We start from the raw sequence: 14,829 nt of genomic DNA, 5'->3' as shown, positions 1-14,829 counted from the left end.
CCCCGCTACAGGTGGAAATCATGAAGAAGCCCGTCGAATTCCCGGACGACCTTGGGAACCGACGTGGTTCCGTAGGAGCGTCGGATCGCGCGGGCACGCTCCACGATCCGCCCGGAACCGTACTGGAGACCGGTCTCCAGCGCTCGGGTGGCCAGCGAGAACGCGGCTTCCACCCGTCCTGCCGCCAGATGCCCCGCCGCGATGTCGAGTACGACAAGAGATCGCTGCTTCGCGTGACCGGTGGCGAGTGCTTCCACGTCCATACCCAGTGCCCATCCGGATAGACTCAGCCGTGCCCCGCAGGTCACCCGGGCCGCCGCGACCTTGGATTCGTCGAAGGCGAACACCCATGGCCACGGAGGTGGTTCCGCAGGGCTGAGTTTCTCGGACAGAGCCCGACTCGCGACCAGTGCGCGGTCTGCTTCACGCTCGTGTCCGGCCGCCGCGTGGGCCAGGGCCTGCACTGACGCAAGCCAAGCGCCTGCGACCGCAGTCGTGCGCCCGTCGAGGAGCCTCCGGGCCGTCATCGTCAGATGGAGAGCACGCACGCCGTTGCCTGTGTCTGCTTCGAACTGGGCGAGACTTCCCGCCTGGTAGGCAGCCAGCAGAGGGTTGCCAGCCGCGCGCGCCGCCTTGATGGCCGAGCCGTACCAACTCCGCGCCGAACCGTGGTCGCCCATGTCCCACGACAGCCACCCCACCAGGCTTGCCGCCTCGCTGCAGACCGCAGCCAGCCGGGCCCGCTGCCCGTCTCGGGATGCGGACCTGGTCACGGTCTGGACGAGCCGCACGTGCGACCGCACCGCTTCGGCCAGCTCACGGGATGGGACCGATGCGTCCAGGCGCCTGTACGCAGCCGTGCCGAGCCGCAGAGCGGCGGCTTGGAGGGAGGCTTCGTCAGCATGGTCGTGGACGGCAGGAAGAGCTGGGGTGACGGCGGCAGCGACCACTCCTCCGAGGAAGCCGCGTCGTTCCACATGCTCGTACCCCTCTTGTTGTGTCTGTGCGAGGGGCGCAAGACCCAGCAAAGTTCTCGGGATGCCCAGGTGGGTGGCCATCGTCGCCAGGACATCCGTCGCGTATGAGCGCGCCCCACGCTTCTCCAGACGGGAGATCGCGGACTGCGACATCCCACATGCCTCGCCTAACTGGGTCTGCGTCATACGCGCGCTCGTGCGCGTCAGCTCGATGACCTTGCCGTAGTCCCTCGCGCGGGAGGCTTCTCTGACCTTGGGTGAAATGCTCAATGTCTCCCCATCATTGCTTCCCTCCCCACTGTGCGCGTACCCGTACCCGCTCCGCGCATATCCGGATGCACATGCCGCATCGCGGATGGTTCCACTGCCGCATTCCTGCGTTGACTGAGCACATGCCCGCCTGGGCGCAGGCCGGTCAATACGGGTCTCAACCAGCCCGTACGGCTACCGAACCCACCAAGGGAGCCATGCGATGGCCAGTACCCTCCCCCACCGCACGCCCGGAGCCAGCGGACACGCGCACGGCATACCGGGGCCGGAGCATGGCGTTCCGAGTCGTGAGCTGCGGGAACGGGCGGCCTGCGGTTGGGAGCGGTTCCTGCGGCGTTTCGCCGACGAGCGGACCGGCCCGGAGGGCGGAGCGTGAACGCCGTCGACCATGCCGGATATGAGCGGCATGAGCTGCTCGGACGCCAGGTGCGGGACATCGCCTCCCGGGGCGAGGGCGAGCTGATGGCGGTCACGCACGAAGTCCACACCGATGGGCGCGTGGTACGGGTCGCCCACATCCGGCCCGTCTCCGGCGTGGAGTGGTCGACGGCCGTGGCCAACGTCCAGACCGCCGGATGAGACAGCGCCTCGTCGTCCTGCTCCACGCCGTCGTCACCTGTGCCCTCGTGATCGTCCTGTCCGTCGCGGGGGCGCCCGGCGGGTAGTCCCACGGTCTCCCGCTCCCTCCCCCGCCTCCGCGGTCGGTACGGAGCGGGTCGCACACACACCTCATCCACCAGGGAAAGGAACCGTCATGAACGAACCGCTCCGCGAGGAAGACGACCTGACACCCGAGCCGGACACGATCGACATCGGCGACGCGGTGGCTCTGACCGAGGGCCAGGGTGGTGGCCAGTCCGAGGACAAGAGGCGCGCGTACAACTGCTGACCGTTCCGTCCGCGCGGGGGCGGCACCGGCTCGGGCCGGTTCCGCCCCCGTACTCGGCCCGACACCGGAGGACCCCGTGACCCTCGGCGGATTCAGTACGACCTCGGACGATTTCCCGCGCGTGTCCGGTGCGCGGAATCCGGCTCCTCCGGGCACCCTCTGGCGGCTCGGGGAGACTCCGGTCCACGCGGTGCCCACGGGCGGTGGGCGCCCCCGTGTCCTGGTGATCGGATGGTGCGGGGCGACGACCGGACAACTGCGTGATCTCTCCGCCGAGCCGGTGCCGACCGACGTGACATGGCGCTGGCCCGGCTCGTACGCCGTGGTCGAGGAGTGTACGGAGTGCGTGGTGGTGCACACCGACCCGGCCGCCGCCTTCCCGGTGTACGCCACACGGTGGGACGGCGGCTGGGCCTGGGCGACCTCCGCCCGCGCTCTCGCCTCGCTGACGGGCGCCGATGTCGATGTGGGCCGCATCGCGTGTGCGGTTCTGGCTCCCTCGGTTCCCCCGCTGGTCGGCGGCAGGACCTTCTTCTCGGGGGTCGAGCAGCTTCCGCCCGGCAGCCGGGTCGAGCTGCCCAGGAACGGGGGCCCGCTCCGCCGCTCCACGACGTGGTGTCCAGAACCCGAGCCCCACCGCCCAGCGCACAGGCGGCTGCGCCGAGCCCTCACGGATGCCGTGGCGCTGCGGGTGCGGGCGGATCCCTCCCTGTCCTCGGACCTGTCCGGCGGTCTGGACTCCACCACCGTGGCCGTCCTCGCAGCGCGCTCCCTCAGTGATCCACACGTCCTCGACGCGGTGACGATCCATCCGGAGGGGCGCCTGGACGGGGCCGATCTGTACTACGCGGGGCTGGCCGCCGCCTCGGCGGGCCGGATCTCCCACCGCCTGCTCCCGCTGGGCGCGGAGCATCTGCCGTACGGCGGGATCACCTCGGTACCGGCCACCGACGAGCCCGCCCCGTCGACCCTCACACAGGCCCGGCTCCTCGGTCAGTTCCGCTGGATGCGCCGCGAGTTCGGCACCCGGACGCATCTCACCGGCGACGGCGGGGACAGCGTTCTGTTCCGGCCTCCGGCGCAGCTGTGTGACCTCGTGCGCGCCCGGCGGTGGCGTCGGACCTTGAGGGAGGCGTACGGCTGGGCCCGCCTGCGGCGCGTCCCCGTCGTGCCCTTGTTGCGCGGTGCCGTCACGATGGCCGCCACCCGTCGCTCCGATGCTCTCGCCGACCTCGCCCGGTACTTCTCCGGCGGGACAGCGCCGGGCCTCGGCCGGGGGAATGTCCGCTGGGTCACGCCACCGCCCGTTCCCGGGTGGGCAGGACCCCTCGCCCTCGGCCACGTCGCCGAAGCCGCCGCGCGGGCCGCCGCTGCCCCCGACCCTCTTCGGCGCTTCGACGCCTCCCTCCACACGCTTGTGGACGAGATCCGGGAAGTCGCGCGTACCGCCAGGGCCGATGCGGAACTCGCGGCTTCCTGTGGCATCGACCTCCACAATCCCTTCCTGGACCCGTCCGTGATCGATGCCGTACTGCGCGATCCGCTGGACCACCGGCCGCCCGTCCACGGGTACAAGCCGCTTCTCGTGCGGGCCGTCGGCGACCTGCTGCCGCCCGCCGTGGCCGCGCGCACCACGAAGGGGAGCTTCGAGGCCGACCATTTCACCGGGATGCGCGAGAACCTGGCCGATCTCCAGTCGCTGGGTGACGGACGCCTGGCGTCCCTGGGGCTCCTCGATCCCGCCCTCTTCCGCCGCCACCTCCGACATGCGGCGGCCGGTGTCCCGATGTCGCTCGCCACCCTCGAACAGGCCCTCATGGCGGAGGCTTGGCTGCGCGCCCACCATCGCGACCCGGCACCGACCTGGATCTTCGGCCTCCCCGGGAGGTCCGTGTGAGGGAGAGGTCCGTGGACTTCGGGCACGTCCTGGTGATCATCGACTACCGCACCGGCCGCGTCCGCTGCCAGGTGCCGGGGCGGAGCCCGAACCCCGTTGCCGTACCTGCCGCGAGCTGGGGCAGCACCGAGCACCCCGCCGGAATCGAACGCCCCGGTGGGGCCTGGCCCCTCTCGGCGGCCCTCGCCCTCGCGGGAATCTTCGCGGTCGAGAGGGCGGGAAGCAGGGCGACCGCCATGCACCGGGTGACGGCCGTGATCCGGGCCGCGGCGTCGACATGCCGCCGTCCCGCCACCCCCGGGCAGGCGAGAGCGGCCGTGCTCGCCGTACGCCGTGCGGCCTGGCTGTCGCCCGGTCGCACCGCCTGTCTGGAGGAGTCCGCCGCGGCCGTGCTGCTCCTCGCCGCACGAGGGCTGTCCGTCACCTGGTGCCACGGCATCGCGCCGGACCCCGTCCGGCTGCACGCATGGGTCCAGACTGGGGACGGCACGCCCGTGGCCGAACCCGGTTCGACCCGCGCCCACACCCCCGTTCTCGTGATCGGAGACCTCCGTGACCACTGACCCGATCCTGTGGATCAAGGACGACACCTGTGCTCTCGGGCCCTTCCGGCCCGACCTCGTCGAGAGCTACTGGCGGTGGGAGCAGGACCCGGCCCTCCTCGTGGGGTACGGGCGGCAGGCGCCCGAATCGCTGGAGAGCCGCACCGAAGGGATGGCCCACCAACTGCGGGGCGAGAACATCCGCTTCACCGTCTACGACCTCAGCGGCGCCGCACCGGTCCCGGTGGGGGTCGCCACGCTGCTCCCCGACCACCGGGTGCGCACCGCCGAGTACGTCGTCATGCTCGCCCCCGAGGCGCGGGGGCGGGGGCTGGGGAGCGCCGCCACCCGGCTCGTGCTCGACTACGCGTTCCACGTCGTCAATCTGCGCATGGTCTGGCTGAAGGTGCTGGCGCCCCACGCCGGGGCCGTCAAGGCGTACGAGCGGGCCGGGTTCCGGCTCGCGGGGACCCTGCGAGAGGCGGGGTACTGGCTCGGCCGGGTGTGTGACGAGTCGGTCATGGACGCCCTCGCCCGTGACTTCGCCGGGCCGTCCGTCGTGCGGGGGCTGGTCGACCCCGGTTCTAGTGGGATCTGAGGGACGCCAGTTGGGTGAGGAACCACTGTTGTGGGGGGAGGGCCGTGGCTGCGGCTCTGAGGTGTTTCGTGTGGGTGGCGCGTTCCTCGGGGGGCATCGTCAGGGCTCGGTGGAGGGCCTCGGCGGTTTCCGTGACGTCGTAGGGGTTCACCGTCAGGGCGTGGTCCCGTAGTTCGGTGTGGGCGCCCGCGCCCGTCGACAGGACCAGGACGCAGCCCTCCTCCGAGACGAGCGGTATCTCCTTGGCGACCAGGTTCATGCCGTCGCGGACCGGGTTCACCAGGGCCACGTCCGCCAGGCGGTACGCGGCCAGGGAGCGGGTGAAGTCGTCCTCGACGGAGACCAGGACCGGCCGCCAGTCCGCCGTGCCGAACTCCGCGTCGATCTCCGCCGCCAGTTCGGTGACCGAGGCGGTGTAGGCGCGGTAGACCTCCAGGTCCTGCCGGGACGGGTACGCGGACGCCAGGTGGACGACCCTGCCGCGCCACTCGGGGTGGACGGTGAGCAGTTCCCGGTAGGCGAGCAGCCCGCGCAGGATGTTCTTCGACAGTTCGGTGCGGTCGACCCGGACGATGGTCCTGCGGTCGCCGACCTCGGCCCGCAGGGCGGCCAGCCGTTCGTCGACCTCGGGCCGGTGTGCGAGGGCCAGCAGGTCCTCGCCGTCCACGCCCAGGGGGTACGTCTTGATCCAGGTGGTCCGCTTCGGGCCGCCGGTCCTGCGGTGGAGCACCCAGCGGCGGGGGTCGCCGCTCGGGAAGAAGGCGTCGGCGGTCCCGGTCGCGTCGTCCAGGGAGGCGCATCCCATGAAGTTCTGCGCCCAGGCCCAGGTGTGGAAGCCGAGTTCGTCGGCGCCGAGCATCCCCCACAGCAGCTCGGCGCGGATGTCGGCGGGCAGCATCCGGAAGTACGAGGGATCGGCCCACGGCGTGTGGGTGAAGTGGGAGATCCGCAGGTCGGGGCGGAGTTCCCGGAGCAGTCCCGGGACGAGCGCCAGGTGGTAGTCCTGGACGAGGACGGCCGCGCCCTCGTCGGCACCGGCCGCGAGGGCCTCCGCGAAGGCCCGGTTGTAGGCGCGGTAGGCGTCCCAGCGGCGGCGGAACCCCGCGTCGAAGACGGGCTCGCGCGGGACGTCGTACAGATGGTGGTGGACGAACCACAGCACCGAGTTCGCGATGCCGTTGTACGCGTCGGCGTACACGTCCGGCGGGATGTCGAGCATCTGGACGCCCGGCTCGGAGATCCCGCGCCGGACGGCCTCCCGGTCGCCGTCCCCGAGGGCCGCGCAGATCCAGCGGCTGTCCCGCGAGGAGACGGCGCTCAGACCGGAGACCAGTCCGCCGCCGCCCCTGCGGGCGTCGAGTCCGCCGTCCTCGCCGAGCGCGTACGAGACGGGGCCCCGGTTGGATGCCACAAGCACAGTAGCCATGGGGCGAACCTAGCCCGTCCCGTAAACGCTCAAACGTACGGATACGAGACGGGGCGATCCGGCCACGGAGGGTCCTCGCCGGTGGGGCGGCGGGGCCCCGGCCTCCTCCTTCGTCCCGGAGGCCCCCGGAGCCCCTCCCGGAGCCCCCCGCCTCCTCAGTTGTCGCGTCGGCCGCGCAGGGCGGCCTTCGCCACCAGGCCCGTCGCCGCGAGGGCCAGGCCGAGGGCGCCGAGCAGCCACAGCCGCTCGCCGTGGCCGCCGGTCGCGGCCATCGAGCCCGCGTTCCCGCGCGGTCCGGGGGCCGGGTCCGCCGGGGCGGCGGGTCCGGCCGCCGCCCGGGGCTCCCCGGTGGCGTTCTTGGCGTCCCCGGCGTCCGGCCGGGCCGGGGCCGTCCGGGTGGGGAGCGCCCGTGGCGGGGCCGCCCGGGTCGGGGCCGGGCGCGTCAGCTCCGGGGCCGTCGCGCACGCCGGGTCCCCGCTGCCCGGTCCGCAGTTCGAGCGGGGCGTTCCCGCCGTGACGGCGGAGCGCAGCCGCCCGTCCCCCTCCGGCCGGTCCTTGATCCGCACCGAGTAGGTGACGGTCGCGGTCCTCCCGGCGGGAAGGGCGCCGGAGAAGGCGGTGCCGCGTTCCGTGTACGTCACCGTGCCCAGGTCCGTACGGGCGTCCCGGCGGTGGTCGGCGTCGTCGAGGACGCCCGTCAGGTCGTCGGCGAACCGGACGGCCGGGAGGTCGGCCGGGCCGGTGTTCCGCGCGGTGACGGTGTACGTGAGGACGTCTCCCGGCCGTACCGCGCGCGGGCTCGCCGTCCTGGTGATCTCCAGGTCCGGCACCGGCACGGAGAACGCCAGCCCGGCCGGTACGAAGGTGTCGCCCCGGGTGGCGAAGGACAGCTCGGCGGAGGTCGCGCCCTGCGGGACGGCCCCGTCGGGCAGGACGAACTCCTTGGCGTCGACCCCGGGGCTGTCGGCCGGGCGGGGGTCGAGCGCGCCGTCGCTCCCGCCGACGAAGAAGTTGTCGGTCTCCCCGGTACGGCCCTCGGTGACGGTCCGGCCGTCGACGCGGAAGACGTCCCCGGGGGCGTTCCGGTCGCCGTCGAAGGCGACCACGCCCGCCCGCACCGGTCCCGCCGCCCGCCGGAAGCCGTCCACGGTGACCCTGGTGGCGGGGGAGTCGGGCCGCTGGACGACGTGCCCGCCGTACACGGAGACCGTCCGCCGTACGGGGGCGAGCTCCGCGACCGGGCCGGGGAAGCGGTGGACCACGGTCAGGGACCAGCCCGCCGCGCAGCCCTTGCCGCCGGGCGCCCAGACGTTCCCGACCGTCACGCGCGCGTCCGTCCCCGAGACGCCCGCGAAGGCGGCGGTCACGTCGGACTCGCCGGTGTAGAAGTGCGGCCCCGCGCTGTCGGCCGGGTCCGTGGCCATGCTGTCGATCGAGACCGGGACCGTCGGGCCCGAGCCGATCCGGAGCACCGGGGCGGTCGTCGCCGGGGCGCCGGGCGAGGGGTCGACGTCCGCGCCCGCGAGGTCGCAGCGCCTCAGGTCGGCCCCGCCGGGACCCCGGTGCGTGCCGTCGTTCCCGCCCCAGAAGAGCCGGGCGTACGCGACCTCCGCGCCCGCCGGGATCCGCACGTGGCCGGAGCTGGAGCCGAAGCCGGGCGAGACGCCCGCCGCGTCGGTCCGCCGCATCACGAAGGCGTTGCCGCTGTCGGGACCCTGCCCCCGCGCGGCGGTCGCGCAACGGGCGGCGGCGTCCTCGGGACCGATGCTCCCGGAGTGAGCTGAGTGGATGGAGTGAGCTGGGTGGGTGGAGTGAGCCGGGTGGGCTGAGTGGGCTGAGTGGGCGGGCTGAGTGGAGTGGGTGGGATGGGTGGTGGAGGGGGCCGTGGGGTTTTTGGGATCAGCGGGGCCAGCCGGGCTAGCAGGGCTGGCGGGGCCGACAGGGCCAGCGGGGCCAGCGGGGCTAGTGGGACCGGTGGCGCCAGTGGGACCAGTAGTGCCAGTGGGCCTGGTAGGGCCCGCTGAGGAAGCAGGGCTGCGAGCGGACCCCGGGGCCCCCGGACCGGCAGCGGGCCCCTGACCCGCAGCAGGCCCCCGGCCGTCCGGGGCCCCCGGGGCGCCGTGGTCCGCCCGGTCCCCGGACGCGGGCGGGCAGCCCATGACCGTGTTGCCGAGCGTCGTGAAGTCGCCGTACAGCGAGGCCCCGTACCGCTTGCCGAAGGGCTCGACCACGTCCGCGGCGGCCCGTCCCGCCGCCGTGGAGGCGAGCGAGCCCGCCGTCAGCCCGATGACCGCGAGCACCCTGCCCAGATGGTGGTGTCTGAAGCGCATGAAAGCGAAATGTATGCAAAACACATCATCATGGGGCGTTACGCCACGCGACGGCTCGCGTACTCCGTGATTTCCACCATCGGAGGCCGCTCCTCCGTGTCCACCGCGTACGTCCGGGGCTCGAAGCCCGCCGCCCCCCGCTCGAACTGCGTCAGCCGGGGCCGCACCAGATGCCCCCGGGAGAGCCGCAGCTGCGCCGTCCGGTAGATCGCCGCCGCCATCCGGCCCAGCGCCTGCCCGTCCTGGTGCCGGTGCTTGCGCACCCCGACGTCCACCTGCGCGAGCGCGTCGAGACCCACCGTGTGCAGGGCGTCCACCAGCAGTCCCAACTCCACTCCGTAACCGACCGGGAAGGGCAGCCGTTCGAGGAGCGAGCGCCGGGCCGCGTACTCCCCGCCCAGCGGCTGCACGAAACCGGCGAGCGCGGGCCAGTGCAGGTTCAGCAGCGGCCGGGCCACCAGCTCCGTCACCCGGCCGCCCTGCCCGGGGGCGTCGCCCAGCGGACGGTCGTACATCGCCTTCACGAAGGACACCTCGGGATCGGTGAGCAGCGGCCCCACGATCCCCGTCACGAAGTCCGCCGAGAAGTCCCGCAGGTCCGCGTCCACGAAGCAGACCACCTCCCCGCTCGTCACCATCAGTGACCGCCACAGGACCTCGCCCTTGCCCGGCACGGCCGGTATCCGGGGCAGCACCGCGTCCCGCGCGACGACCCGCGCCCCGGCCGCAGCCGCCACCTCCGCCGTGCGGTCGGTGGAGCCCGAGTCGATCACCACCAGCTCGTCCACCAGCGGTGCCGCCTCCGACATCAGCTCGCGCCGGATCACGGAGACGATCTCCCCGACCGTCGCCTCCTCGTTCAGCGCGGGCAGCACCACGCTGACCCGTGTCGAGCGCTTGGCGGCGAGGACCTGATCCAGCGGCCGGTCCGCCAGGGACCAGGACCGCCGGTCCAGCCAGCGCTCCACCTCTTCCAGCACGTGATCTCCATCTCGCGGTACGGACGGCCGGTCCAAGCGTCCGGGCCTTCGGTTACAGTCTTGAACAACGCGGATGCCCGATGCACGTCGGGGTGCCGCCCGCGTCGGAGCGCAGGAACGAAGTCCAGCGCGCTTCACAATCGAATACCGCTCATCCAGAGGGGCAGAGGGAAACGGCCCGTTGAAGCCCCGGCAACCCTCCAGTCGGTCACTCGTACTCCAGCGAGGTCCCCCGGCTAGGGAAGGTGCCAAATCCGTCTCATGACGAAAAATTCGTCATGGGAAAGATGAGGAGAAAGGGCCTCCCCTCCATGGCTGTACAGACCGTCACCCCCGCGACCACCGTCGACCTCGGTCCCGCTTCCGGGCTCTCCTGTCGCGAATGCGGTGAAGTCTTCGCACTCGGACCGATCTTCGCCTGCGAGCTGTGTTTCGGCCCTCTCGAAGTCGCGTACGACCTCCCCACCGGTGACCCCGAGGCACTGCGCAAGCAGATCGAGGCCGGCCCCGCCAACATCTGGCGCTACGCCCCCCTGCTGCCCGTCCCCGCCGACGTCGCCGAGAAGCCGAACCTGAACCCCGGCTGGACCAAGCTCGTCCAGGCCGACAACCTCGCCCGCGAGATCGGCGTCGCCCCCGGCAAGCTCTTCGTCAAGGACGACTCGGGCAACCCGACCCATTCCTTCAAGGACCGGGTCGTCGCCCAGGCCCTCGAAGCGGCCCGCGCCTTCGGCTTCACCACCCTCTCCTGCTCCTCGACGGGCAACCTGGCCGGGGCCGTCGGCGCCGCCGCCGCCCGCGCGGGCTTCCGCTCCTGCGTGTTCATCCCGCACGACCTGGAGCAGGGCAAGGTCGTCATGGCCGCCGTGTACGGCGGTGAACTCGTCGCCATCGAGGGCAACTACGACGACGTCAACCGCTTCTGCTCGGAACTCATCGGCGACCCGCTCGGCGAGGGCTGGGGCTTCGTCAACGTCAACCTCCGCCCGTACTACGGCGAGGGCTCCAAGACGCTGGCGTACGAGATCTGCGAGCAGCTCGGCTGGGTCATCCCCGACCAGCTCGTCATCCCGATCGCCTCCGGCTCCCAGCTCACGAAGATCGACAAGGGTCTCCAGGAGCTCATCAAGCTGGGCCTCGTCGAGGACAAGCCGTACAAGATCTTCGGTGCTCAGGCCGAGGGCTGCTCCCCGGTCTCCGCCGCCTTCAAGGCCGGTCACGACGTGGTCCGCCCGCAGAAGCCGAACACGATCGCCAAGTCGCTGGCCATCGGCAACCCGGCCGACGGCCCCTACGTCCTCGACATCGCCCGCCGCACCGGCGGCGCCGTGGAGGACGTGAACGACGAGCAGGTGGTGGACGCGATCAGGCTCCTCGCCCGCACCGAGGGCGTCTTCGCCGAGACCGCGGGCGGGGTGACCGTCGGCGTCACGCGCAAGCTCGTCGAGAACGGGCTCATCGACCCGAACCTCACCACGGTCGTCCTCAACACCGGTGACGGGCTCAAGACCCTGGACGCGGTGGCCGACACCGCCCAGGCGACCACCACCATCCGCCCGAGCCTGGACGCGTTCCGCGACGCCGGCCTGGCCCTCTGAAAGGTTACGAAGACATGGCCGTGAACGTCCGCATCCCCACCATCCTCCGCACCTACACGGGCGGTCTCTCCGAGGTCCAGGCCGAGGGCGGGACCCTCGCCGAGGTCATCGCGGACCTGGAGAAGAACCACACGGGCATCGCCGCCCGCGTCCTGGACGACCAGGGCAAGCTGCGCCGCTTCGTCAACGTCTACGTGAACGACGACGATGTGCGCTTCGAGCAGGGCCTGGAGACCGCCACCCCGGCGGGCGCGGGCGTCTCGATCATCCCGGCGGTCGCGGGCGGCTGCTGATCCCCATCTCCCTCGAATTGCCCCCTCCGCGACAATAAGCGGAGGGGGCAATTCTATATGGTTGAGCGCGGTAGAGTTGGGGAAGTCCCCTCCGCTGCTCATGCCGGACGCATATGAGAATGCGTCCCTGCGCGACAAGAAGCAGCCAAAGTGTGTGCGCATTGTGTACCTTCTGCGCGCTTTGCCGGGCCCGAGTTGCCCCGTAACCCAGGGGAATATCCCCAATTCTTCTTTCAGCCGCGCCCAGAATTCTCGCTCGAATGACCTGTTGCAGAGGGCAGTTGGACAGATACATTCAGCCGCGGTCGACGCGTTCCGGCGCAGGGTCTGACCCGGGTCCGTGAAGTGCGGGCCCGCGCAAGGGCCAGTAATAGGGGAGTTAGGCATGGCTCAGGGCACCGTCAAGTGGTTCAACGCGGAGAAGGGCTACGGCTTCATCGCGGTCGACGGTGGTGCGGATGTATTCGTCCACTACAGCGCGATCCAGATGGATGGCTACCGCAGTCTCGAAGAAGGACAGCGAGTCGAGTTCGAGATCTCGCAGGGCCAGAAGGGTCCGCAGGCGGACATGGTCAAGCTCGCCGTCTGAGCACGGCGCGATCGGCCACTGACGCAACGCCGTCGAGGGGGCCGCATCCCCGCAAAGGGATGCGGCCCCCTCAGGCGTTTCCGGACGCCTGTGGGGGATGCGGTCCCCCCTCGGGCTTTGCCGGACGCCTGCGGGGATGCGGCCCTCTCGGGCGCTTCCGGACGCTGCGGGGACGCGGCTCGCTCGGGCTTTGCCGGACGCCTGTGAGGGATACGCCCCCCTCGGGCTTCCCGGACGCCCGTGCGCCCGCGCTCCCGCCCCGGAGCGCGCCCCCGCTCCCGCCCGGCGCCCCGGGCGCCCTCCCTTTCGCCAGGGCCCGGGGCCCGGGCCCCGGGCCCGTACGCCCCGCGCGGCTCGTGGACCTCCGTCCCCGGCTCCCGCCGCCCGCCGCCTGCCCGTTCCCCCTCTTCCCGTGCCCCTCGGGTGCTCCCGCGCGCCCTTCCGGGGGCCCCTCGCGCACCCCTTCCACGCCCCTTCCCCGCCTCTTCCCCGCCTCTTCCCCCATGTCCCGATCATCGAGAGTCGCTTGCACTCTCCTAGGTCGAGTGCTAATCATTGGCGTTAGCACTCGGCAGGTGAGAGTGCTTACGAGGATCGGGCAGACGAGGTCGCCGTCCGGGTGGGGCAAGGAACCACGCGGAACCACGGAGGCCGTCCGTCGCGGGCGTCGGCGCGGTCCTGGAGCGTTATCCACCCCATGTCCGGGAGGACCACTTCACATGGCCAAGATCATCGCGTTCGACGAGGAGGCCCGGCGCGGTCTCGAGCGCGGCATGAACCAGCTCGCTGACGCCGTCAAGGTCACCCTCGGCCCCAAGGGCCGCAACGTCGTCCTCGAGAAGAAGTGGGGCGCCCCCACGATCACCAACGATGGTGTCTCCATCGCCAAGGAGATCGAGCTCGAGGACCCGTACGAGAAGATCGGCGCCGAGCTGGTCAAGGAAGTCGCCAAGAAGACGGACGACGTCGCCGGCGACGGTACGACCACCGCCACCGTCCTCGCCCAGGCGCTCGTCCGCGAGGGTCTGCGCAACGTGGCCGCCGGTGCCAACCCGATGGCCCTCAAGCGCGGTATCGAGAAGGCCGTCGAGGCCGTCTCGGGCGCCCTGCTCGAGCAGGCGAAGGATGTCGAGACCAAGGAGCAGATCGCTTCTACGGCCTCCATCTCCGCCGCCGACACCCAGATCGGCGAGCTCATCGCCGAGGCGATGGACAAGGTCGGCAAGGAAGGCGTCATCACCGTCGAGGAGTCCCAGACCTTCGGTCTGGAGCTGGAGCTCACCGAGGGTATGCGCTTCGACAAGGGCTACATCTCGGCGTACTTCGCCACCGACATGGAGCGCATGGAGTCGTCCCTCGACGACCCGTACCTCCTGATCGTCAACTCCAAGATCTCCTCCGTGAAGGACCTGCTCCCGCTCCTGGAGAAGGTCATGCAGTCGGGCAAGCCGCTGCTGATCATCGCCGAGGACGTCGAGGGCGAGGCCCTGTCGACCCTGGTCGTCAACAAGATCCGCGGCACCTTCAAGTCCGTCGCGGTCAAGGCTCCGGGCTTCGGCGACCGCCGCAAGGCGATGCTGAACGACATCGCCATCCTCACCGGCGGCACGGTCATCTCCGAGGAGGTCGGCCTCAAGCTGGAGAACGCGGGCCTCGACCTGCTGGGCCGCGCCCGCAAGGTCGTCATCACCAAGGACGAGACCACCATCGTCGACGGTGCCGGTGACAGCGACCAGGTCGCCGGTCGGGTGAACCAGATCCGCGCCGAGATCGAGAACAGCGACTCGGACTACGACCGCGAGAAGCTCCAGGAGCGCCTGGCGAAGCTGGCCGGCGGCGTGGCCGTCATCAAGGCCGGTGCCGCGACCGAGGTCGAGCTCAAGGAGCGCAAGCACCGCATCGAGGACGCCGTGCGCAACGCGAAGGCGGCCGTCGAGGAGGGCATCGTCGCCGGTGGCGGTGTGGCCCTGCTCCAGGCTTCCTCGGTCTTCGAGAAGCTCGAGGCCGACCTCGCGGGCGACGAGGCCACGGGTGCGAACATCGTGAAGCTGGCCCTTGAGGCCCCGCTGAAGCAGATCGCCGTCAACGCCGGTCTCGAGGGTGGCGTCGTGGCGGAGAAGGTCCGCAACCTGCCCGTCGGTCACGGTCTGAACGCCGCGACCAACGAGTACGTCGACCTCATCGCCGCGGGCATCATCGACCCGGCGAAGGTGACGCGCTCCGCGCTGCAGAACGCCGCGTCGATCGCCGCGCTGTTCCTCACCACCGAGGCCGTCATCGCCGACAAGCCGGAGAAGGCGTCCGCGCCCGCCGGTGGCGGTATGCCGGGCGGCGACATGGACTTCTGATCCTCCGGGATCGGTGGTTCGTCGCTGACGCGAAGAACGGAACGAGGGCGGCACCCCCACGGGGGGTGCCGCCCTCGGGCGTTCCGTCCGCC

The 14,829-nt window shown here is 71.4% G+C and carries 13 protein-coding genes and 1 riboswitch; of the genes, 9 read left to right on the top strand and 4 right to left on the bottom strand.

Annotated elements, in window-relative coordinates:
- Positions 1–5: 5 nt before the first annotated feature.
- Complete coding sequence (locus ACFXGN_RS27955) at positions 6–1,247, bottom strand: helix-turn-helix domain-containing protein (protein ID WP_384864453.1); 1,242 nt, start codon at positions 1,245–1,247, stop codon at positions 6–8.
- Between the two features lie 372 nt (positions 1,248–1,619).
- Between ACFXGN_RS27955 and ACFXGN_RS27950 the strand changes: the two genes are divergently transcribed.
- The 5 genes from ACFXGN_RS27950 to ACFXGN_RS27930 all read left to right on the top strand — a co-directional run bounded on the left by ACFXGN_RS27950 (position 1,620) and on the right by ACFXGN_RS27930 (position 5,173).
- On the top strand, positions 1,620–1,826 hold the full coding sequence (locus ACFXGN_RS27950; RefSeq protein WP_384864451.1) for a hypothetical protein: 207 nt from the start codon (positions 1,620–1,622) through the stop codon (positions 1,824–1,826).
- A gap of 175 nt (positions 1,827–2,001) precedes the next feature.
- Positions 2,002–2,136 carry an albusnodin family lasso peptide gene (locus ACFXGN_RS27945; RefSeq protein ID WP_384864449.1) on the top strand — a complete coding sequence of 45 codons (135 nt, stop codon included), beginning with the start codon at positions 2,002–2,004 and terminating at the stop codon, positions 2,134–2,136.
- The gene (locus tag ACFXGN_RS27940; protein ID WP_384864448.1) at positions 2,093–4,033 is read left to right on the top strand and encodes an albusnodin/ikarugamycin family macrolactam cyclase; all 1,941 of its coding nucleotides are present in this window, start codon (positions 2,093–2,095) and stop codon (positions 4,031–4,033) included. The genes ACFXGN_RS27945 and ACFXGN_RS27940 overlap by 44 nt, the downstream gene beginning before the upstream one ends.
- An 11-nt stretch (positions 4,034–4,044) precedes the next feature.
- Positions 4,045–4,596: a lasso peptide biosynthesis B2 protein gene (locus tag ACFXGN_RS27935; protein WP_384864447.1), complete on the top strand. Its 552-nt coding sequence runs from the start codon at positions 4,045–4,047 to the stop codon at positions 4,594–4,596.
- Positions 4,597–4,609: 13 nt separating this feature from the next.
- Positions 4,610–5,173, top strand: coding sequence for a GNAT family N-acetyltransferase (locus tag ACFXGN_RS27930; protein ID WP_384864539.1), 564 nt, complete (start codon positions 4,610–4,612; stop codon positions 5,171–5,173).
- Here ACFXGN_RS27930 and ACFXGN_RS27925 read toward each other — a convergent pair.
- The 3 genes from ACFXGN_RS27925 to ACFXGN_RS27915 form a co-directional block, all read right to left on the bottom strand.
- Complete coding sequence (locus ACFXGN_RS27925) at positions 5,160–6,599, bottom strand: trehalose-6-phosphate synthase (protein WP_384864445.1); 1,440 nt, start codon at positions 6,597–6,599, stop codon at positions 5,160–5,162. The genes ACFXGN_RS27930 and ACFXGN_RS27925 overlap by 14 nt on opposite strands.
- 155 nt (positions 6,600–6,754) lie before the next feature.
- Entirely contained in the window at positions 6,755–8,287 is a 1,533-nt protein-coding gene (locus tag ACFXGN_RS27920; RefSeq protein ID WP_384864443.1) for a hypothetical protein, read from the bottom strand.
- A gap of 680 nt (positions 8,288–8,967) precedes the next feature.
- Positions 8,968–9,909, bottom strand: coding sequence for a glucosyl-3-phosphoglycerate synthase (locus ACFXGN_RS27915; RefSeq protein ID WP_384864441.1), 942 nt, complete (start codon positions 9,907–9,909; stop codon positions 8,968–8,970).
- A gap of 148 nt (positions 9,910–10,057) precedes the next feature.
- A riboswitch (SAM riboswitch) is annotated at positions 10,058–10,203 on the top strand.
- On the opposite strand from ACFXGN_RS27915, the gene thrC reads away from it, so the two are divergent.
- The 4 genes from thrC to groL all read left to right on the top strand — a co-directional run bounded on the left by thrC (position 10,197) and on the right by groL (position 14,737).
- Positions 10,197–11,507, top strand: coding sequence for a threonine synthase (gene thrC, locus ACFXGN_RS27910; RefSeq protein ID WP_384864439.1), 1,311 nt, complete (start codon positions 10,197–10,199; stop codon positions 11,505–11,507). It overlaps the preceding riboswitch by 7 nt.
- 14 nt (positions 11,508–11,521) lie before the next feature.
- Complete coding sequence (locus tag ACFXGN_RS27905) at positions 11,522–11,800, top strand: MoaD/ThiS family protein (RefSeq protein WP_351794353.1); 279 nt, start codon at positions 11,522–11,524, stop codon at positions 11,798–11,800.
- A 385-nt stretch (positions 11,801–12,185) separates the two neighbouring features.
- The gene (locus tag ACFXGN_RS27900; RefSeq protein WP_015035246.1) at positions 12,186–12,389 is read left to right on the top strand and encodes a cold-shock protein; all 204 of its coding nucleotides are present in this window, start codon (positions 12,186–12,188) and stop codon (positions 12,387–12,389) included.
- Positions 12,390–13,108: 719 nt separating this feature from the next.
- Positions 13,109–14,737 carry a chaperonin GroEL gene (gene groL / locus ACFXGN_RS27895; protein WP_366445494.1) on the top strand — a complete coding sequence of 543 codons (1,629 nt, stop codon included), beginning with the start codon at positions 13,109–13,111 and terminating at the stop codon, positions 14,735–14,737.
- The last annotated feature ends 92 nt before the right edge of the window (positions 14,738–14,829 follow it).

The organism is Streptomyces sp. NPDC059247 (genome assembly GCF_042754005.1).
Classification (GTDB): domain Bacteria; phylum Actinomycetota; class Actinomycetes; order Streptomycetales; family Streptomycetaceae; genus Streptomyces.
The sequence above is the reverse complement of the archived record's forward strand: the minus strand, read 5'-3'. Positions and strand labels throughout refer to the sequence as shown.